17 protein-coding genes, 2 rRNA genes and 1 pseudogene are annotated in these 19,302 nt (G+C 72.0%); 11 read left to right on the top strand and 9 right to left on the bottom strand.

Annotated elements, in window-relative coordinates; genetic code table 11:
- The first annotated feature begins 5 nt into the window (after positions 1–5).
- On the top strand, positions 6–1,196 hold the full coding sequence (locus tag JD78_RS18470; RefSeq protein ID WP_228395426.1) for an MBL fold metallo-hydrolase: 1,191 nt from the start codon (positions 6–8) through the stop codon (positions 1,194–1,196).
- Here the strand turns inward: JD78_RS18470 and JD78_RS18465 are convergent.
- The 5 genes from JD78_RS18465 to JD78_RS18445 are packed head-to-tail and all read right to left on the bottom strand — an operon-like array spanning position 1,180 to position 5,444.
- Complete coding sequence (locus JD78_RS18465) at positions 1,180–1,848, bottom strand: HAD family hydrolase (protein WP_153362346.1); 669 nt, start codon at positions 1,846–1,848, stop codon at positions 1,180–1,182. The genes JD78_RS18470 and JD78_RS18465 overlap by 17 nt on opposite strands.
- Positions 1,849–1,864: 16 nt before the next feature.
- Complete coding sequence (locus JD78_RS18460) at positions 1,865–2,740, bottom strand: Fpg/Nei family DNA glycosylase (protein WP_153362347.1); 876 nt, start codon at positions 2,738–2,740, stop codon at positions 1,865–1,867.
- A 57-nt stretch (positions 2,741–2,797) separates the two neighbouring features.
- Complete coding sequence (locus JD78_RS18455) at positions 2,798–3,994, bottom strand: MalY/PatB family protein (RefSeq protein WP_153362348.1); 1,197 nt, start codon at positions 3,992–3,994, stop codon at positions 2,798–2,800.
- On the bottom strand, positions 3,991–4,473 hold the full coding sequence (locus tag JD78_RS18450) for a DUF309 domain-containing protein (RefSeq protein ID WP_153362349.1): 483 nt from the start codon (positions 4,471–4,473) through the stop codon (positions 3,991–3,993). Before JD78_RS18450 ends, JD78_RS18455 begins: the two co-directional genes overlap by 4 nt.
- Positions 4,470–5,444 carry a sensor histidine kinase gene (locus JD78_RS18445; RefSeq protein ID WP_153362350.1) on the bottom strand — a complete coding sequence of 325 codons (975 nt, stop codon included), beginning with the start codon at positions 5,442–5,444 and terminating at the stop codon, positions 4,470–4,472. The genes JD78_RS18450 and JD78_RS18445 overlap by 4 nt, the downstream gene beginning before the upstream one ends.
- A gap of 258 nt (positions 5,445–5,702) precedes the next feature.
- On the opposite strand from JD78_RS18445, the gene egtE reads away from it, so the two are divergent.
- The 7 genes from egtE to JD78_RS18410 all read left to right on the top strand — a co-directional run bounded on the left by egtE (position 5,703) and on the right by JD78_RS18410 (position 11,567).
- Positions 5,703–6,845: an ergothioneine biosynthesis PLP-dependent enzyme EgtE gene (gene egtE / locus JD78_RS18440; protein WP_153362351.1), complete on the top strand. Its 1,143-nt coding sequence runs from the start codon at positions 5,703–5,705 to the stop codon at positions 6,843–6,845.
- Positions 6,846–6,930: 85 nt separating this feature from the next.
- Positions 6,931–7,749, top strand: a complete 819-nt coding sequence (locus JD78_RS18435) for a DUF4397 domain-containing protein (protein ID WP_243731081.1) — start codon at positions 6,931–6,933, stop codon at positions 7,747–7,749.
- Positions 7,750–7,775: 26 nt separating this feature from the next.
- Positions 7,776–8,456 carry a class F sortase gene (locus JD78_RS18430; protein ID WP_166521287.1) on the top strand — a complete coding sequence of 227 codons (681 nt, stop codon included), beginning with the start codon at positions 7,776–7,778 and terminating at the stop codon, positions 8,454–8,456.
- A 211-nt stretch (positions 8,457–8,667) separates the two neighbouring features.
- Positions 8,668–9,486: a DUF4397 domain-containing protein gene (locus tag JD78_RS18425; protein ID WP_166521288.1), complete on the top strand. Its 819-nt coding sequence runs from the start codon at positions 8,668–8,670 to the stop codon at positions 9,484–9,486.
- Between the two features lie 26 nt (positions 9,487–9,512).
- A complete protein-coding gene (locus JD78_RS18420) occupies positions 9,513–10,193 on the top strand; it encodes a class F sortase (RefSeq protein WP_166521287.1) in 681 nt (226 codons plus the stop codon).
- A 44-nt stretch (positions 10,194–10,237) separates the two neighbouring features.
- Complete coding sequence (locus JD78_RS18415) at positions 10,238–10,837, top strand: RNA polymerase sigma factor (protein ID WP_228395447.1); 600 nt, start codon at positions 10,238–10,240, stop codon at positions 10,835–10,837.
- Complete coding sequence (locus JD78_RS18410) at positions 10,818–11,567, top strand: anti-sigma factor (RefSeq protein ID WP_153362467.1); 750 nt, start codon at positions 10,818–10,820, stop codon at positions 11,565–11,567. The genes JD78_RS18415 and JD78_RS18410 overlap by 20 nt, the downstream gene beginning before the upstream one ends.
- Before the next feature lie 48 nt (positions 11,568–11,615).
- Here the strand turns inward: JD78_RS18410 and JD78_RS18405 are convergent, their stop codons facing one another.
- Positions 11,616–12,416, bottom strand: coding sequence for a methyl-accepting chemotaxis protein (locus tag JD78_RS18405; protein WP_153362466.1), 801 nt, complete (start codon positions 12,414–12,416; stop codon positions 11,616–11,618).
- Between the two features lie 39 nt (positions 12,417–12,455).
- Positions 12,456–12,548, bottom strand: a pseudogene (locus JD78_RS22925) (HAMP domain-containing protein); the annotation flags it as partial.
- A gap of 928 nt (positions 12,549–13,476) precedes the next feature.
- Between JD78_RS22925 and JD78_RS18395 the strand changes: the two are divergent.
- The 3 genes from JD78_RS18395 to JD78_RS18385 are packed head-to-tail and all read left to right on the top strand — an operon-like array spanning position 13,477 to position 15,451.
- Positions 13,477–13,839 carry a GntR family transcriptional regulator gene (locus JD78_RS18395; protein WP_153362465.1) on the top strand — a complete coding sequence of 121 codons (363 nt, stop codon included), beginning with the start codon at positions 13,477–13,479 and terminating at the stop codon, positions 13,837–13,839.
- Positions 13,836–14,753 (top strand): ABC transporter ATP-binding protein, encoded by a 918-nt coding sequence (locus tag JD78_RS18390; protein ID WP_153362464.1) that lies wholly within the window; start codon positions 13,836–13,838, stop codon positions 14,751–14,753. The genes JD78_RS18395 and JD78_RS18390 overlap by 4 nt, the downstream gene beginning before the upstream one ends.
- Positions 14,750–15,451, top strand: a complete 702-nt coding sequence (locus tag JD78_RS18385; RefSeq protein WP_153362463.1) for a hypothetical protein — start codon at positions 14,750–14,752, stop codon at positions 15,449–15,451. The genes JD78_RS18390 and JD78_RS18385 overlap by 4 nt, the downstream gene beginning before the upstream one ends.
- A 418-nt stretch (positions 15,452–15,869) precedes the next feature.
- Here JD78_RS18385 and rrf read toward each other — a convergent pair.
- Both rrf and JD78_RS18375 read right to left on the bottom strand, forming a co-directional pair.
- Positions 15,870–15,986 (bottom strand): 5S ribosomal RNA (gene rrf, locus JD78_RS18380).
- A 105-nt stretch (positions 15,987–16,091) separates the two neighbouring features.
- Positions 16,092–19,212 (bottom strand): 23S ribosomal RNA (locus tag JD78_RS18375).
- Positions 19,213–19,302 lie beyond the last annotated feature (90 nt).

Raw genomic sequence — 19,302 nt, 5'->3', positions numbered from 1 at the left:
AGGGCGTGCCGAGACTCCGCCGCGCCGCCGCGCTCACCGCCGCTACCGCCCTCGTCGGTGGGGTCACCTGGGTGGCCCGGGCCGCCTGGGGCCTGCCCGTGGCCCTCGGCGCCAGCCAGCGCCGGCTCCGCCCGACCGTCACCGGCTCCCCGCAGTTCGCCGACGGGAAGTTCCACAACAGCATGCCGACCCCCGCCCTCGAGCCGGCCAACGCCCGCAACGGCCTGCTGCGCCAGTGGCACGAGGACCGGCACAAGGGGCTGCCCGGCGGCCCGATCCCGCTGGCCACGCCGCAGGTCCCCGCGGAGGCCGGGGAGCTGGCGGTGACCTGGTACGGCCACTCCAGCACCCTGCTGGAGATCGACGGCCGGCGCGTGCTGCTCGACCCGGTGTGGGGGGAGCGGGTCTCGCCGTCCCCGGTGTTCGGCCCGACCCGGCTGCACCCGGTGCCGGCGCCGATCGCCAGCCTGCCGGCGGTCGACGCGATCCTGATCAGCCACGACCACTACGACCACCTGGACCTGCCCTCCGTGCGGGCACTGGTGCGCACCCAGTCCGCACCGTTCGTCGTCCCGCTGGGCATCGGCGCCCACCTGCGCGGCTGGGGCGTGCCCGAGGACCGGGTCGTGGAGCTGGACTGGGACCAGGCGACGACGATCGCCGGGCTGACCCTCACCTGCACCGAGGCCCGGCACTTCTCCGGCCGCTTCTTCGCCCGGGACACCACGCTGTGGTCCTCCTGGGTGGTCACCGGGCCGCGGCGGCGGGTCTTCTTCGGCGGCGACACCGGCTACACGCCGGCCTTCGCCGCGATCGGCGCCCGGCTGGGGCCCTTCGACCTCACCCTGCAGCCGATCGGCGCCTACAACGACGCCTGGCACGCCATCCACATGGACCCCGAGGAGGCGGTCCGGGCGCACGGCGACCTGGGTGGCCGGGTGCTGCTGCCGATCCACTGGGCCACCTTCAACCTCGCCTTCCACCGCTGGGCCGAGCCCGTGCAGCGGCTGCTGGCCGCCGCCGGTGAGCGCGACGTGCAGCTCGTCGTGCCGCAGCCGGGCGAGCGGGTCGACGTCCTCGACCCGCCGCCGCTGCGGGACTGGTGGACCGCGGTCGGCTCCGCGGACGACGAGGTGGGCGCGCCGGCCGCGCCGGGCCGGGCGGGGTCGCTCCGCCGGGTCAGCCCCCGGCGATGACCCGGTCGAGGACCGCGGGCAGCTCCGCCAGGTCCTCGACCTCGTGCTCGGGCCGCGGGCCCGCCGGGTCGACCCGGTGCCCCGGCCGGGCCACCCGCACCACGACCAGCCCCGCCTCCAGGGCCCCGCGGGTGTCCCGGGCCGAGGCCGGCACGTGCACCTCCACGCCGGCGCCGGCGGCCCGGCGGTAGATCTCCGGGTGCGGCTTGTAGGCGCTGAGCCGCTCGCTGGTGAGCACGGCGTCGTCGGCGACCAGCGCGGCGGCCCGGGTGCGCCGGAACAGCACGTCGTCGACGTTGGAGAGCACCCCGACCGTGTGCCGGTCGGCCACCAGCGGCAGCGCCCGGGCGACGTCGGGCCACAGCGGCCAGTCCGGCAGCGAGTCGAGCAGGGCGAGGACGTCCGCGGTCGGGTCGGCGGCCAGGCCGCGGGCGGCGTAGGCGGCGGTCAGCGCCCGGCGGCAGTGCTCGGCGAACGGCACCCACTCGGCGGTGTCGGCCTGCGAGGCCTTGTTGCGGGCGTCCCAGTCGTCGTAGAGGTCGGCGCCGTCGACGTCCCAGCCGTGTCCGGCGGCGAGCGCACCGAACGCCGCCGACCCGCCCGACCGGGAGTCGATCAGCGTGCTGAAGAGGTCGAACGTCACGAGGGCCACGCGGCCCATCCTGCGCTCAGCGCAGCAGCTTGGACATCCGCCGGTCCGCCAGCGGCTTGCCGCCGGTCTGGCAGGTCGCGCAGTACTGCAGCGAGGTGTCGGCGAAGGAGACCTCGCGGACCGTGTCGCCGCAGACCGGGCAGGGCAGACCGGTGCGGGCGTGCACCTGCAGACCGGCCCGCTTCTCGCCCTTCATCGTGGCCGCGCGCTGGCCGAGCTGGCGGTCCAGGGCGCCGGTGAGCACCTCGCGCAGCGCCGCGTGCAGCCGGAGCAGCTCGTCGTCGGTGAGCTTGTCGGCCATCTTGAACGGGGAGATGCGCGCGGCGTGCAGGATCTCGTCGGAGTAGGCGTTGCCGACGCCGGCGAGCACCGTCTGGTCGGTGAGCGTGCCCTTGAGCTGGGTGTGCCGGCCGGCGAGCAGCGCACCGAGCTGCTCGACGTCCAGCTCCAGCGCGTCCGGGCCGAGCCGGGCGATGCCCGGCACCTCGGCGGGGTTGCGGACGACGTACACCGCCAGCCCCTTGCGGGTGCCCTGCTCGGTGAGGTCGAAGCCGTTCGCCTCCTCATCCCGACCCGGCCCTCCCGCCAGGTGGACGCGCAGCGCGAGCGGCCCCTTGCCGGGCTTCGGCGGCGCGGTGGGCAGCCCCTCCCGCCAGTGCAGCCAGCCGGCCCGGGCCAGGTGCACGACGAGGTGCAGGCCGGAGACGTCGAGGTCGAGGAACTTGCCGTGCCGGGTGGCCCCGGTGACCTCCAGCCCGGCGAGCGAGGACAGCGGCGGGTCGAAGGTCTTGATCGCCTGGACCGCCGCCAGGTCCAGCCGCGTCACGGTCCGGCCGACGGCGTGCTCCCGCAGGAACGCCGCCAGCGCCTCCACCTCGGGCAACTCGGGCACCCGCCCATGATCCCCGCTCGCAGGCGCGAACGGCCAGCTCGAACCCTCGGACGGGGGTCAGCCGACCGCGGCGGCCATCCGCTGCACGATGGCGCGCAGCACCGGGCGCGGCGTGGCCAGGGTGAGCCGGACGTGCCCCGCCCCCGCGGCGCCGCACTCGGTGCCGTCGATCAGCGCGACCCCGGCCTCCCGGCGGAAGAACTCCCCCAGCGGCTCGGCCACGCCGAGCTCCCGGCAGTCGAGCCAGGCCAGGTAGGTGCCCTCGGGCGGGGTGTACCGCACCCGGGGCAGGTGCTCGGCGAGCAGGTCGGCGAGCATCCGGCGGCTGCCGTCCAGGTGGTGCAGGACCTCGTCCAGCCACGGACCGCCCTCGGTGAACGCCACGGTGTTCGCGATGGCGCCGAGGGTCGAGCACCCGTGCTCGGGCCGCTCCCCCACCTCGGCCCAGCGCGCGGCGTCGGCGTCGTTGCTGAGCAGCAGCTGCGCGCACTTGAGTCCCGGCAGGTTCCACGCCTTGGACGCCGACGTCGCGGTGACCGTGTGCCCGGCGGTGACCGGGGACAGCGAGGCGTAGGGCCGGTGCGCCTGGCCCCGGTAGACCAGGGGTGCGTGGATCTCGTCGGCGAACACCCGAGCGCCCCGTCGCGCCACCACCTCGGCCAGGCCCAGCTGCTCGGCCTCGGTGAACACCCGGCCGAGCGGGTTGTGCGGGTTGACGTGCACGAACAGCCCGCCGCCGGCCAGCGCCCGGTCGATCCCCGCCAGGTCGTACGTCGGCCGGCCGTCGGCGCCGGGCACCATCGGCACCTGCACGACCTCGCGGCCCCGCTCCCCGGGCACCCGCAGGAACGGCATGTACGCCGGCGTCGGCAGCACCACGGGCGCGCCGGGCGGGGTGAAGTGGTCGATCGCGGCGGTCAGCCCGGCGACGACGTCGGCCAGCGGCGCCACCCGCGCGGCGGGCACCGCCCAGCCGTAGCGCTCGGCCTGCCACCGGGCACAGGCCGCCGCCAGGTCCTGCTGGACGGCGGCCGGCAGGTACCCGAACGCGGCGGCGTCGACGGCCTCGTGCAGCGCCCGGGTCACGACCGGCGCCGTGCCGACGTCCATCTCGGCGACGAACGCCCCGATCGCGGTGCCGTACTTCGTCCACTTCAGGCTGCCGGCGGCGCGCAGCGAGTCCTCGCTCAGCGCATCGAACGAGACGGCATCGAAGGAGACCCCATCGGAGGAGACCGTGTCGGGCGCGCTCACCGGGCCGGTCCCAGCGTGAGCCGCGGCGGGGTCAGGTCGAGTGGCCGACCCGCCTCGGCGGCGGCCGCGAGCCGGGTCGCCCAGGCGGCCAGCCCGACGTCGTCCACCCCGTGCCGGTGCGCGGCGTCCGTGGCCGGCGACAGCGAGCGCACCCCGCGGCCGAGCAGGGTGGCCGCCCCGGTGGCGTTGCCGCGCGCCGCGTGGGTGAGCCCGACCGCCAGCTGGGCCAGTCCGCGCCAGAGGTCGCGCTCGTCGTCCGGGCAGGACTTCCAGGCGTCCTCCAGCACCTCGTGGGCGTGGAAGGGCCGGCCGGCGTCCAGCAGCTGCTGCGCCTCGGCCAGCGACCGTGCGGGTTCCCGCACGACGCCCTCGGGTGCCCGTGGCTCGCCGACCGCGCCGTGAGGAAGCGGCCGGCCCAGGGCGTCCCGGGGTCGGGCGTTGCGCGCCCGGCCCTCCGGGTCGCGGTCCCGGTCGCTCACCGCAGCACGGTGGTCAGCCGCACCCGGACCCCCTCGTCGGTGGGGGTGATGTCGACGTGATCGCACAGCTGGCGGGCCAGCCACAGCCCCATCCCGCCGAGGGAGAGATCGTCGCCGTGCGCCGGTCCGTAGCCGGCGAAGGGGTCCTGCAGTCCGGCGCCCCGGTCGGTGACGGTGCAGACCAGGCGGTCGGCGTCGACCCACAGCCGCAGGTCGACCGGGGGCCGGCCGTGCCGCAGCGCGTTGGTGGTCATCTCGTCGACGGCGAGCAGGAAGTCCTCCAGCGCCGGCTCCGATCCGGGGGGCAGCTCGGCCGCGGCAGCACGGACCGCCAGGTCACGGCGGAGCCCGCGCAGGTCGCGCACGCCGTCGGCGCGGACCAGCGGCTCGGTCTCCTCCAGCGGCTCGGGCGGGATCGGCAGCGAGGTGAGGTACTCGGCGGGATCGACGTGGTCGGGGTTGCGACGAAGCTCGCCGTCGACGACGACGAAGGGGTGGGTGGCGACCGCGGCGGCCACGAGCGGCTCCGGCACCCGGCGGGTGTCGACGAGGCACAGCACCACCAGGCCGTCCTCGCCCAGCTCGGCGGCCTCGGTCAGCGAGTGGTCCAGCACCGCGTCGTAGCGCTGCCACTCGCGCCAGGTCTCCGGATCGGGGCCGGGCAGCGGCTCGAGCACCACCCGGACGACCCCGCCGTCGCCGGTGCGGTGCTGCCCGCCGAGCCGGCGGACGGCGGTGATGGCCGCGGCCGGGCCGTTGCCGTACACGTCGGCCCAGGCGACCCAGGAGACCTCCGGCCGGTCGCCCAGCTCCTTCTGCAGCAGGGTCGCGGTGGGGTCGGCGCTGACGACCACCACCGGCTGACCGGCCGCGAGTCCCGCGGTGACGAAGGCGACCGCGCCGTCGACCAGGTCGGCATCGGCGGAGGCGACGAGCGCGCGGTGCACCCCGGGTCCTGCTGCCCCGTCCATGCCTGCGGTTCTCCGTCCTGCCGGTCCTCTGCCACCCCGTGTGCCGGCAGCGCGTCCCGGGCTCCCTACCCGGCCGCGCCGAAGGCACTCCTCGGTCCGGGAAGCCCACCCGGACGGGGGTCCGTGGGCTGCGGTCGCGCACCTCAGCTGTGCGGATGCAACCAGACGGCGCCCGGGCGCCCTCCGCCGGGGCGGGTGCGCCAGTGGCCTGCCGGTGGACCGGTCGCCCACCCCCGCGGCTGCCCTAGCGTTCCCGGGGTGAGCGATCTCCCCCACCCCGATCTCGGCGACGCCTGGCGCGCGGCCCGCCCCCGCCCCGCGGGCGTGCACCTGGACAACGCGGCGTGCAGCCGGCAGAGCACCGCGGTGCTGGAGGCGGTGGCGCGGCACGCCCGGCACGAGGCGGAGCTCGGCGGGTACGTGGCCGAGGCAGCCGCCGAGGGGTTGCTGCAGCAGGGCCGGTCGGTGCTCGGCGGGCTGGTCGGGATGGCCGCCGCCGACGTCGCCTTCACCGAGAGCGCCCAGGACTCGCTGCGCACCCTGCTGGCCGGGTGGCGGCTGCCGGCCGGCAGCACCGTGGCCCTCTTCCCCAACGAGTACTGGCACACCGTCACCGCGTTCACCGCGGCCGGGCTGACCCCGGTGCTGCTGCCCGCCGACGACCTGGGCCGAGCCGACGTCGACGGGGTCGAGCGGGCGCTGCGGGCAGACCCGCCCGCCCTGGTCCACCTCACCGTGGTCGCCAGCCACCGCGGCGTCGTCCAGCCCGCCCGGGAGATCGCGGCGGTCTGCCGGGCCCTCGGCGTCCCGCTGGTGCTCGACCTGGCGCAGGCCCTCGGCCAGGTCGACTGCGACCTGCCCGCCGACGTCGCCTACGGCACCTCGCGCAAGTGGCTGGCCGGCCCGCGAGGCGTCGGGTTCCTGGCGATGCGGCCGTCGGTCACCGCGCAGATGACCCTCCAGACCGCCCCCGAGCTGTACGACGACGGCGGCGTGGGCGTCGACCACGCCCGGTGGTACGAGTCCCGCGAGGCGCACATCGCCGGCCGCGTCGGCCTGGTGCTGGCGATCGGCGAGCACCTGGCCGCGGGTCCGCACCGGGTGCGCGAGCGGCTGGCGGCGCTGGGCCGCGCCACCCGCGAGCGGCTGGACGGGTGCGGCGGCTGGGCGGTGGTCGAGCCCCGGGACGAGCCGACGGCGATCACCACCCTGCGTCCCCCGGACGGCGTCGACGTCCGGGGGACCGTGCAGCGGCTGCGGGTCGAGCACGGCATCGTCGTCACTGCCGTCGGCCGGGAGCGCGCCCGCTCGGAGCTGAGCAGTCCGGTGCTGCGGGTGTCGCCGCACCTCGACGCGACCCCGGCTGACCTCGACGCGCTGGGCCGCGGGCTGGCCGAATGAAACGGATCGGTCTCGGCCTGCATCCATGTGGGGGAACCGGGCACAGGGAGCGGTGACAGTCCACCCCAACGGAAGGAACGTCACCGTGAACAAGTCCCGCCCGATCGCCCTGACCGCCGGCGCCACCGGCGCGTTCGCCCTGCTCTTCGCGGCCACGCCCGCGCTGGCCGACTCGCACACCGCGACCGTCTCGGTCCTGCACGGCATCCCGGACACCCCGGTCGACGTCTACGCCAACGGCGAAGAGCTCATCTCCGACTTCACCGCCGGCACCCTGGCCGGCCCGCTCGAGCTGCCCGCCGGCGACTACGACCTGACGGTCTACCCGGCCGGCGCCGACCCGGAGTCCGCCGAGGTCGCGATCAGCGTCGACGACGTGGAGATCCCGGCCGGCGCGAACGCCACGGTGGTCGCCCACCTGACCGAGGCCGGCGAGCCCGCACTGACCCCGTTCGTCAACGACACCTCCGCGGTGCCCGCGGGCGAGGGCCGGCTCACCGTGCGCCACGTGGCCGCGGCGCCCGCCGTCGACGTCCGGGCCGGTGGCGAGGTCGTCATCGACGGGCTGGTCAACCCGAACGAGGAGTCGCTGACCGTCCCCGCCGGATCGGTGAGCGCCGACGTGGTCGTCGCCGGCACCGACACCGTGGCGATCGGCCCGGCCGATGTGACGGTGGCCGAGGGCGCGAACACCATCGTCTACGCCTGGGGTTCGGAGGAGGCCGGCTACGAGCTCGCCACCCAGACCGTGCAGGCCGGGGCCTCCGCCCCGACCGGCGTCCCCGGTGGCTCGGCCGGCCTGGCCGCTGACGAGGGCATCCCGGCACCGCTGGTCGGCCTGACCGTCGTCGGCCTCGCCGGCGCGGCCTTCGCCGCCCGCAAGTACGCCACCAGCCGGGTCTGACCGACCCCCAGCCGAGGATGCCCACCGTGCGCGCGCCCGTGGCCGGGATGGTCCTGGGGCTGACCCTGGCGATCGGGACACCGGTCGCCTGGGCGGTCACCCGGCCCGACCCGGCCACGGGCAGCACGGTGGAGCAGGCCCTCGACGCACCACCGCCGTCGGCGGTGCCGTCCCCCTCGGGGGCGGCGCCGCCGACGGCGTCTGCGCCGGCCTTCCCGCCGGTCCCCACCCGGGACGCCGCGCCCACGCCGCCCGCGCCGGTGCCGGCGCCGGTCCGGGTCAGCCTCCCGGCCCAGGGAGTGGACGCGCCCCTGGACCCGGTGGGCGTCTCCCCGGACGGTCAGATGGAACTACCCGAGGACGTGGACCGCGTCGGCTGGTACCGCTTCGGCCCGGTTCCCGGGGACGAGGGCTCCGCGGTCCTCGCCGGACACGTCGACGACCGCGAACAGGGCCTGGGCGCCCTGTTCCCGCTGCGCGACGCGCAGACCGGCGACGTCGTGGTGGTCACCGGCGCGACCGGCGCGGAGACCCGCTGGCAGGTGGTCTCCCGCGAGCTGATCACCAAGCAGGCCCTGCCGCTGGACTCGATCTTCAACCGCGAGGGGCCGCCCCGGCTGGTGCTGGTCACCTGCGGCGGCCCGTTCGACGCCGAGACGCGCAGCTACCGCGACAACGTGGTCGTCGTTGCCCAACCCCTGCCATGAGCCTCCTCACCGCCCGACTGCCGGGCACCCGCACGGGCACTCACGTGCCCACCGGCCCGGTGCTGCGCGTCTCCCCCGCACGCAGACGCCACCGTCGCGCAGCTCGACCTGCGGATCGCACGACGAGTGCATCCGAGATGCGGTGCATCCAAGAGCGGGGGCGGGCCGGAAGAACGGGGTGACAGTCCACTCCAACGGAAGGAACGTCACCGTGAACAAGTCCCGCCCGATCGCCCTGACCGCCGGCGCCACCGGCGCGTTCGCCCTGCTCTTCGCGGCCACGCCCGCGCTGGCCGACTCGCACACCGCGACCGTCTCGGTGCTGCACGGCGTCCCGGACCTCCCGGTCGACGTGTACGCCAACGGCGAGCGGCTGATCGACGACTTCGAGCCGGGCACCCTGGCCGGCCCGCTCGAGCTGCCCGCCGGCGACTACGACCTGGCGCTCTACCCGGCCGACGCCGCGGACGCCTCCGGCGACCCGCTGCTGGAGGCGATGGACGTCGCGGTGCCGGCCGGCGCGAACGCCACGGTGGTCGCCCACCTCACCGAGGCCGGCGAGCCGGCGCTGACCCCGTTCGTCAACGACACCTCCGCGGTGCCCGCGGGCGAGGGCCGGCTCACCGTGCGCCACGTGGCCGCGGCGCCCGCCGTCGACGTCCGGGCCGGTGGCGAGGTCGTCATCGACGGGCTGACCAACCCGAACGAGGAGTCGCTGACCGTCCCCGCCGGATCGGTGAGCGCCGACGTGGTCGTCGCCGACACCGACACCGTGGCGATCGGCCCGGCCGACGTGACGGTGGCCGAGGGCGCGAACACCATCGTCTACGCCTGGGGTTCGGAGGAGGCCGGCTACGAGCTCGCCACCCAGACCGTGCAGGCCGGGGCCTCCGCCCCGACCGGCGTCCCCGGTGGCTCGGCCGGCCTGGCCGCTGACGAGGGCATCCCGGCACCGCTGGTCGGCCTGACCGTCGTCGGCCTCGCCGGCGCGGCCTTCGCCGCCCGCAAGTACGCCACCAGCCGGGTCTGACCGACCCGCAGCCGAGGATGCCCACCGTGCGCGCGCCCGTGGCCGGGATGGTCCTGGGGCTGACCCTGGCGATCGGGACACCGGTCGCCTGGGCGGTCACCCGGCCCGACCCGGCCACGGGCAGCACGGTGGAGCAGGCCCTCGACGCACCACCGCCGTCGGCGGTGCCGTCCCCCTCGGGGGCGGCGCCGCCGACGGCGTCTGCGCCGGCCTTCCCGCCGGTCCCCACCCGGGACGCCGCGCCCACGCCGCCCGCGCCGGTGCCGGCGCCGGTCCGGGTCAGCCTCCCGGCCCAGGGGGTGGACGCGCCCCTGGACCCGGTGGGCGTCTCCCCGGACGGTCAGATGGAGCTGCCCGAGGACGTGGACCGCGTCGGCTGGTACCGCTTCGGCCCGGTTCCCGGGGACGAGGGCTCCGCGGTCCTCGCCGGACACGTCGACGACCGCGAACAGGGCCTGGGCGCTCTGTTCCCGCTGCGCGACGCGCAGACCGGCGACGTCGTGGTGGTCACCGGCGCGACCGGCGCGGAGACCCGCTGGCAGGTGGTCTCCCGCGAGCTGATCACCAAGCAGGCCCTGCCGCTGGACTCGATCTTCAACCGCGAGGGGCCGCCCCGGCTGGTGCTGGTCACCTGCGGCGGCCCGTTCGACGCCGAGACGCGCAGCTACCGCGACAACGTGGTCGTCGTTGCCCAACCGCTGCCATGAGCCTCCTCGCCGCCCGGCTGCCCGACCTCGGTACGGTCGCTGACGTGCCCACCACCCAGGGCTCGGCGCAGCAGGGCGTCGAGCCGGACGACGCCGAGGTCGCCCGGCGCTTCGCCGCTGGCGACGAGCAGGCCCTCGCCTGGGCCTACGAGCGGTGGGCGGCACAGGTGCACGGCATGGCGGTGCGCGCCTTCGGCCCGGGTCCCGACGCCGAGGACGTCACCCAGCAGGTCTTCATCAGCGCCTGGACCGGCCGGGCGGGCTACTCCCCGCAGCAGGGACCGCTGCCCGCGTGGCTGGTCGGCGTCTGCCGGCACAAGATCGCCGACACGTGGGCCAAGCGCGAACGGCAGCGCCGCTCCACCGAGGCGGCCGCGAGCGAGGCCCGCTCCGCGCCGACCGCGGCACCGGGCAGCGAGCTGGCCGCCGAGGTGGCCGACCGGGTGCTCCTGCTGGGCGAGTTGAACCGGATCGGCCAGCCGCAACGAAGCATCATCGAGCTCGCATTCTTCGAAGACCTGACCCACGCACAGATCGCGGCCCGCACCGGCATCCCGCTGGGCACCGTGAAGAGCCACATCAGGCGCACCCTGGAGCGCCTGCGAGACCGGTTGGAGGTGGACGGTGCCGCACTGCGATCCTGAGCAGCTGGCGCTGGCCGCGCTCCGCGAGCCATTGCCGCCCAACGACGAGGCGCACCTGGCGGACTGCGCCGAGTGCCAGGCCGAGGTCGCCTCACTGCAGCGCAGCGTCGACGTCCTCGCCGTCCCCGCGCTCGCGGCACCCGGTGCACCCGTGCAGCCGCCGCCGGGCGTCTGGGCCGCCATCGCCGCGGCTACGGGGGTCGAGGCCACCCCGGCCTCCGTGCCCCCGCCGAACCACGTCCAGCCGCTGCCGGCCGCCTCCTCCGGTGCCGACGTGGTGCCGCTGCGCCGGCGGGGCGCACCGGCCCGCCGCTGGCTCGCGGTGGCCGCCGCGCTGCTGGTGGGCGGGGTGGTCGGCGCCGGCGCCGTGGCCGTGCTCCGCGACGGTGACGGTGACGGCACCGTGGTCGCCACGGCCGGGCTGGACCCGCTGGACGGCGTCGAGGCCTCCGGCCGGGCCGAGGTGCGCGAGGCCGGCGGCCACCGCTCGCTGCAGGTGGAGCTCGCCGCCCCGGCGCCCGCCGACGGCTACTACGAGGTCTGGCTGCTGCGGCCCGACGTCTCGGGGATGGTCCAGGTCGGCGTGGTCACCGACGGCGCGACGTCCCTGCCGCTGCCCGACGGGGTCGACCTGGCCGAGTACCCGGTCGTCGACGTCTCGATCGAACCGCTGGACGGCGACCCGACCCACTCCGGCGTCTCGGTCGCCCGGGGCGAGCTCGGCCGCTGACGACGCCGTCGCGGGGTCCGGCGCGCCAGACCCCGCGACGGGAGCGCGTCAGACGACGAACTGCGCGACCCGGCTCTCCAGGTCCGCGGCTCGGCCGGCCAGCTGGTCGGCGATGCTGCGGGTGGACTCGATCCGCTGGGCGCCGCTCTCGGCGGACCCCGTGACCGCCGCGGCACCGGAGGCGATGTCCCGGCTGCCCTCCGCGGCGACGCCGATGTTGCGGTCGATCTCGGCCGCGGCCGCGGTCTGCTGCTCGACGGCCGCGGCGATGGTCGCCTGCAGCTCGTTGATCTGCCCCACGGTGTCACCGATCCGCGCGATCGCCTGCACCGCCTGACCGGAGTCGGCCTGGATCGCCTGGATCCGCATCGACACGTCCTCGGTGGCCTTGGCGGTCTCCTGCGCCAGCTCCTTGACCTCGGTGGCGACGACGGCGAAGCCCTTGCCCAGCTCGCCGGCGCGGGCTGCCTCGATCGTGGCGTTGAGCGCCAGCAGGTTGGTCTGCTCGGCGATGCCGGTGATCACCTTGATGACGTTGCCGATCTCGGCCGAGGAGTTGCCGAGCTGGTTGAGCGTGTCGTTGGTGCTGGCGACGATCCGGACGGCGTCGTCGGCGACCTCGGCGGCCTGCTGGGCGGAACGGGAGATGTCCCGGATGGAGGCGGTCATCTCCTCGGCGCCGGTGGCCAGCTGGGCGACGTTGCCGGAGACCGACCGGGCGGTCCCGGAGACCGAGTGCGCGTGCCCCACTCCGGTGCGCGAGGCCTCGACGACGTCGGCCGTCGCGGTGGTCAGGTCGCGGACCAGCCCGGTCATCGAGCCCGCCGAGCCGATCACGTCGGCCACCATCTCCCGGATCCGCGCGAGACCCTGGGAGAGCGCGCCGCTGAGCTGGCCGAGCTCGTCCTCGGAGGTGCCCTCGATGCGGTGCGTCAGGTCGCCCCGCGCCAGCGCATCGGCGGCCGCGCGGACCGGCTCGATCCGGCAGCGGATGTCCCGGGCGATGAACCACCCGAGCCCCGACCGCGAGCAGGACGCCGACGGCGAGCATGACCAAGGTCGACGTCTCCGCGGAGGAGAAGCTGTCGCCGATCGTCTGGCGACTGGCCTCCTCGTCGGCGACCAGGGCGTCGGCTAGCTCGCCGACCTGCGCCTGCAGCTCGAGGTAGGCGGCGGTGGCCGCGTCACCGAGGACCTTGGCGTCGGGCCGCCCGGCCTGCAGGCCGGCCTGGTAGGTCGCGTCCTTCTCGACCATGTCCACCCACTGTGCGGCGATGGCGTCGGCCGCGCCGCCGAACTCCACGGGGACGTGCGAGACCAGCGCCTCGATCGCGGCGTCGGTGGCCTGCTTCGACTCGACCTGGAGGCCGGCCTGCAGCTGCGCGGTGGTCAGGTCGCCGCTGGCGGCACTCAGACCGGCGACCAGGCCGTGCACCGAGTAGGACTGGAAGTCGTCGGTGAGCTGCTGCAGGTCGGCCAGGGGCCGGACGTCGCGGGCCGAGAGGTCCTCCACCTGGCCGTGGATGGAGCCCATCTGCCCCACGTTGGTCAGGCCCAGCGCCACCATCACGGCGGCGACGCCGAGGAAGGCGGCGATGAGCTTCGTGCGCACGCTGCGGCGCAGGAAGGAGGGGGCCAGCGATCACCCCGGGATGCTCCCGAGATGAGATCAGTTGGTACCGCAGTCATCGGCCGATCTCGTACCGCTGTGGAGGTCGCGACACCCCCGCCTCGTTGTGATCTTCGCCGCCGGGTGCGCCGGGGCGCCGCGGGACAGCGCCTACCGCACCGGCACCGCGCTCAACGGCGCAGCCACCTCTTGTGCCACTCGCACAGCGGGCTCTATGGTTCATTACATGAGTAACGAACCAACGAGCCGTCAGGCTCGTCTCGTTGGTGCCGGGACGACGTGAACGACGACGCCGGCCCGATCTTCCGTCAGATCGCGACCCAACTGGAGGACGCGATCGTCGACGGCTCCCTCCCTGAGGAGAGCCAGGCCCCCTCGTCCAACGAGCTGGCCGCGTTCCACCGCATCAACCCCGCCACGGCGGCCAAGGGCTTGAACCAGCTGGTCACTGACGGGGTCCTCTACAAGAGACGAGGAGTGGGGATGTTCGTCGCCACCGGTGCCCGCGAGCAGCTGCTGAAGCGGCGGCGCAGCGAGTTCGCCGACCAGTACCTGACGCCGTTGCTGGTCGAGGCCGAGAAGGTCGGGATCAGCGTGCCCGAGATCGCCGCCATGCTGCGGGAACGGACGGTCCGGTCATGACCGGCGCCGCCACCCTGGACCGGGTCACCATGCGGTTCCGGGGGCACACCGCGTTGAGCGACGTCTCGGTCGCCTTCCAGGCGGACACCATCACCGGGCTGCTCGGCCGCAACGGCGCCGGCAAGACGACCCTGATGCAGCTGCTCACCGGCCACCGGGTGCCGACGTCCGGGCAGGTGGAGGTGCTCGGCGGGCGGCCCTACGAGAACGACGCGGTGCTCAGCCGGATCTGCTTCATCAAGGAGAGCCAGCGCTACCCGGACCACTTCCGGGTGCGGGACGCCGTCGAGGTGGCGGCGACGCTCTACCCGAGCTGGGACCGCGACCTGGCCGAGCAACTGCTCGACGACTTCGAGCTGCCGCGCAAGCGGCCGGTCAAGAAGCTCTCCCGGGGCATGACCTCGGCCGTGGGGATCGTCCTCGGGCTCGCGTCGCGGGCCCCGGTGACGCTGTTCGACGAGCCGTACCTCGGGCTCGACGCCGTGGCCCGGCAGCTGTTCTACGACCGCCTGCTGGCCGACTACGCCGAGCACCCACGGACCGTCGTGCTCTCCACCCACCTGATCGAGGAGATCAGCGACCTGCTCGAGCACATCGTGCTCATCGACCGGGGCCGGGTCCTGCTGGACGCGGACGCCGAGTCGCTCCGCGCCACCGCGCTGACGGTGGCCGGGCCCGCAGACATCGTCGCCCGTTTCGTCGCCGATCACCGCGTGCTGCGCCGGGAGGCTGTGGCCGGACACGCCCGGGTCGTGGTCCAGCTCCGTTCCGTGACCGACCGGCATGCGGCCACCGAGCTGGGGCTGACCGTCGAGCCGACATCGATCCAGCAGCTCGTCGTCGCGCTGAGCAGAGCCGCCACCGGGACACCGGACACCCAGGCCAACACTGCCTTCGAGGAGGTCTCCCGGTGAACCGCACCCTTGCCACGGCCCGCATGCACCTCGTCCACCCACTGGTCATCCTGGGCATCCCCTGGCTGGTCGTCGGTATCAGCTTCGCGATCAACCTCGCCGTGTGGGCCCTCGGTGACCTCGAGAGTGTCTCCGGCGGGGAAGGCTTCACCGGTGGCCTGGCGTCGCTCTACATCACCGTGCTGGTGGTGTTCGCCCAGGGGGTCACCCAGATGTTCCCGTTCGCCATGGGCGTGAGCATCAGCCGGCGCACGTTCTACCTCGGCACCGCCCTCGTGGCCGCCGGGCAAGCACTGGGGTACGGCGTCCTGCTGACCGTTCTGCAGTCGATCGAGAGCGCCACAGCGGGCTGGGGGATCGGCCTGCCCTTCTGGGCACCCGGGCCGATCGAGGTCGGCAACCCCGCGCTGCAAGTCGTCGTCTACGCACTCCCCATGCTGGCTTGCGCGTTCCTGGGCATGGCGATCGGCGTCGTCCTGAAGCGCTGGGGTGCGAGCGGTATGTGGATGCTGGCCATCGGGACGCTGGTGCTGCTGGGGATCTTCGCCATCGTCGTCACCGGACTCGGCACATGGCCCGCCGTCGGCAGCTGGCTGGTCGACCGGACCGTCTACGAGTACACGCTCGTGCTGCCGGCGCTGGCTGCGGTCGCACTGGCCGGCCTGTCCTGGACGGGACTACGTCGAGCCGTTCCCTGATCCACGCTCGCTGACGCTGGTGGCCGGTCACCCGAGGTGACCGGCCACCGGCGTTGCGCACCCCGTTCACGAGGCCCGTCGACCACCCTTCCGTCACGGTGACGTTGACATGACCGTGGATCGGGACTACCGCGACCAAGATCGCGGATGCCGAACCGGTGGTCGGACGAGCAGGGGAGGTTGTCACCGCTCCCACGGGGCCGCTGCCCCGCCCCGCCAAGGAGGGGCTTGACCCTTGCCGCGGCGCCGGCAGATCCCGCCCCGCGTCCCAGGCCGGGACCTTCGTCCACATCGAAGAGAATGGAGCTCGAAGAGGATGGAGTTCCGTGCCGACAGCGCCCGGCTCGGTCGAGGGGCGTCCCCTGGAATGCCGAAACGGGGCCACAGCGTGAGCTGTGACCCCGTTTCGGGAAAGATTGTCCGGCGGCGTCCTACTCTCCCACCCGGTCCCCCGGGCAGTACCATCGGCGCTGAAAGGCTTAGCTTCCGGGTTCGGAATGAGACCGGGCGTTTCCCTTTCGCCATGACCGCCGTAACACTGTGAAACTATCGGCCACCCCTTGTTACGGGGGGCTCGTCGTTTCAGAGCTGCACAGTGGACGCGAGACAACATTTTGCAAGAAAAGGCTGGATGGTGTGTGTGATCAAGCCCTCGGCCTATTAGTACCGGTCAGCTCCACGACTCACGCCGCTTCCACTTCCGGCCTATCAACCCGCTGGTCTGGGCGGGGGCCTTACCCGGTTGACCCGGTGAGAGACCTCATCTTGAAGCGAGCTTCCCGCTTAGATGCTTTCAGCGGTTATCCCTGCCGAACGTAGCCAACCAGCAGTGCTCCTGGCGGAACAACTGGCACACCAGAGGTTCGTCCGTCCCGGTCCTCTCGTACTAGGGACAGCTCTTCTCAAGTCTCTTACGCGCACGGCGGATAGGGACCGAACTGTCTCACGACGTTCTAAACCCAGCTCGCGTACCGCTTTAATGGGCGAACAGCCCAACCCTTGGGACCTACTCCAGCCCCAGGATGCGACGAGCCGACATCGAGGTGCCAAACCATCCCGTCGATATGGACTCTTGGGGAAGATCAGCCTGTTATCCCCGGGGTACCTTTTATCCGTTGAGCGACACCGCTTCCACATGCCGGTGCCGGGTCACTAGTCCCAGCTTTCGCTCCTGCTCGACCCGTCAGTCTCGCAGTCAAGCTCCCTTGTGCACTTGCACTCGACACCTGATTGCCAACCAGGCTGAGGGAACCTTTGGGCGCCTCCGTTACATTTTGGGAGGCAACCGCCCCAGTTAAACTACCCACCTGACACTGTCCCTGATCCGGATCACGGACCGAGGTTAGACATCCAATTCGACCAGAGTGGTATTTCAACGATGACTCCACGAACACTGGCGTGCCCGCTTCACAGTCTCCCACCTATCCTACACAAGCCGAACCGAACACCAATATCAAGCTATAGTGAAGGTCCCGGGGTCTTTCCGTCCTGCCGCGCGTAACGAGCATCTTTACTCGTAGTGCAATTTCGCCGAGCCTGTGGTTGAGACAGCTGAGAAGTCGTTACGCCATTCGTGCAGGTCGGAACTTACCCGACAAGGAATTTCGCTACCTTAGGATGGTTATAGTTACCACCGCCGTTTACTGGCGCTTGAGTTCTGAGCTTCGCCCCGAAGAGCTAACCCGTCCCCTTAACGTTCCAGCACCGGGCAGGCGTCAGTCCGTATACATCGTCTTTCGACTTCGCACGGACCTGTGTTTTTAGTAAACAGTCGCTTCTCACTGGTCTCTGCGGCCACCCACCGCTGCCCCGCGCAAGGCGGTTCACAGCAGATGGCCCCCCTTCTCCCGAAGTTACGGGGGCATTTTGCCGAGTTCCTTAACCACAGTTCGCTCGATCGCCTTGGTATTCTCTACCTGACCACCTGAGTTGGTTTGGGGTACGGGCCGCTAAGAACTCGCTAGAGGCTTTTCTCGGCAGCATAGGATCATCCAATTCGCCTCATTCGGCTATGCGTCGGGCCTCACCCTGCATGTGCCACGGATTTACCTATGGCACGGGCCACACCCTTGCACCGGTACTACCACTCACCGGTAGGACTACCTTCCTGCGTCACCCCATCGCTTGCCTACTACCAGTCCGGGTCCCACGCTCCACCAGATCAGACCCGAAGGTCAGTCACCGGCTTCGGATGGTTAGCATCGCTGGGTTCAGCATGGGCGTTCTTTCGCGGGTACGGGAATATCAACCCGTTGTCCATCGACTACGCCTGTCGGCCTCGCCTTAGGTCCCGACTCACCCTGGGCGGATTAGCCTGGCCCAGGAACCCTTGGTCATCCGGCGGGGGAGTTTCTCACTCCCCTTTCGCTACTCATGCCTGCATTCTCACTCGTGTGGCGTCCACGGCTGGATCACTCCGCCGCTTCCACCGCCACACGACGCTCCCCTACCCATCCACACACCTGGCCCTGAACCGAAATCCTGGACGGGTTCATGTGAATGCCACAGCTTCGGCGGTGTGCTTGAGCCCCGCTACATTGTCGGCGCGGAACCACTTGACCAGTGAGCTATTACGCACTCTTTCAAGGGTGGCTGCTTCTAAGCCAACCTCCTGGTTGTCACTGCGATCCCACATCCTTTTCCACTTAGCACACGCTTAGGGGCCTTAGCCGATGATCTGGGCTGTTTCCCTCTCGACTACGAACCTTATCGCCCGCAGTCTCACTGCCACGCTCTCACTTACCGGCATTCGGAGTTTGGTTGACTTCAGTAAGCTTGTGGGCCCCCTAGGCCATCCAGTGCTCTACCTCCGGCAAGAAACACGTGACGCTGCACCTAAATGCATTTCGGGGAGAACCAGCTATCACCGAGTTTGATTGGCCTTTCACCCCTACCCACAGCTCATCCCCTCCGTTTTCAACCGAAGTGGGTTCGGTCCTCCACGCGGTCTTACCCGCGCTTCAACCTGGCCATGGGTAGATCACTCGGCTTCGGGTCTAGAGCACGCGACTGAGACGCCCTGTTCGGACTCGCTTTCGCTACGGCTACCCCACACGGGTTAACCTCGCCACGTACCGCTAACTCGCAGGCTCATTCTTCAAAAGGCACGCAATCACCCCTCCACCGAAGTGGATAAGGCTCTCACGGCTTGTAGGCACACGGTTTCAGGTACTATTTCACTCCCCTCCCGGGGTACTTTTCACCTTTCCCTCACGGTACTTGTCCGCTATCGGTCACCAGGGAGTATTTAGGCTTAGCGGGTGGTCCCGCCAGATTCACACCGAATTTCACGGGCTCGGTGCTACTTGGGATACAACTCGGGAGGCCATGCGTTTTCGTGTACGGGGCTCTCACCCTCTACGGCGACCCCTTCCAGAGGCCTTCCACTAACACAAGACTTTCTGACTCCCTGCACCCTCGGCAGAAGATGCTGAATCGTCCCACGACCCCGACCACACAACGCCTGCCGGCTTGGCATGCAATCGGTTTAGCCTCATCCGCTTTCGCTCGCCACTACTCACGGAATCACGGTTGTTTTCTCTTCCTGTGGGTACTGAGATGTTTCACTTCCCCACGTTCCCTCCACACGCCCTATGTGTTCAGGCGCGGGTCACACCACATGACTGGTGCGGGGTTCCCCCATTCGGAAATCCTCGGATCAACGCTCGGTTGGCAGCTCCCCGAGGCTTATCGCAGCCTCCTACGTCCTTCATCGGCTCCTGGTGCCCAGGCATCCACCGTGTGCCCTTAACAACTTGACCACACAACAACACCCACACCCACCCACCACCAACCCCACCCACCAGACCCGAAGACCCAGCCCAGCGACCGAAGCCGCCAGCGGTGACACA

This window comes from Modestobacter roseus (assembly GCF_007994135.1).
Taxonomy (GTDB): Bacteria; Actinomycetota; Actinomycetes; order Mycobacteriales; family Geodermatophilaceae; genus Modestobacter; species Modestobacter roseus.
The sequence above is the reverse complement of the archived record's forward strand: the minus strand, read 5'-3'. Positions and strand labels throughout refer to the sequence as shown.

Coding starts and splice junctions, on each gene's coding strand:
- JD78_RS18445 (WP_153362350.1), bottom strand. CDS start 5,444: ATGGACGGGGCAGCAGGACCCGGGGTGCACCGCGCGCTCGTCGCCTCC.
- JD78_RS18390 (WP_153362464.1), top strand. CDS start 13,836: ATGACCGGCGCCGCCACCCTGGACCGGGTCACCATGCGGTTCCGGGGG.
- JD78_RS18405 (WP_153362466.1), bottom strand. CDS start 12,416: ATGGTGGCCGACGTGATCGGCTCGGCGGGCTCGATGACCGGGCTGGTC.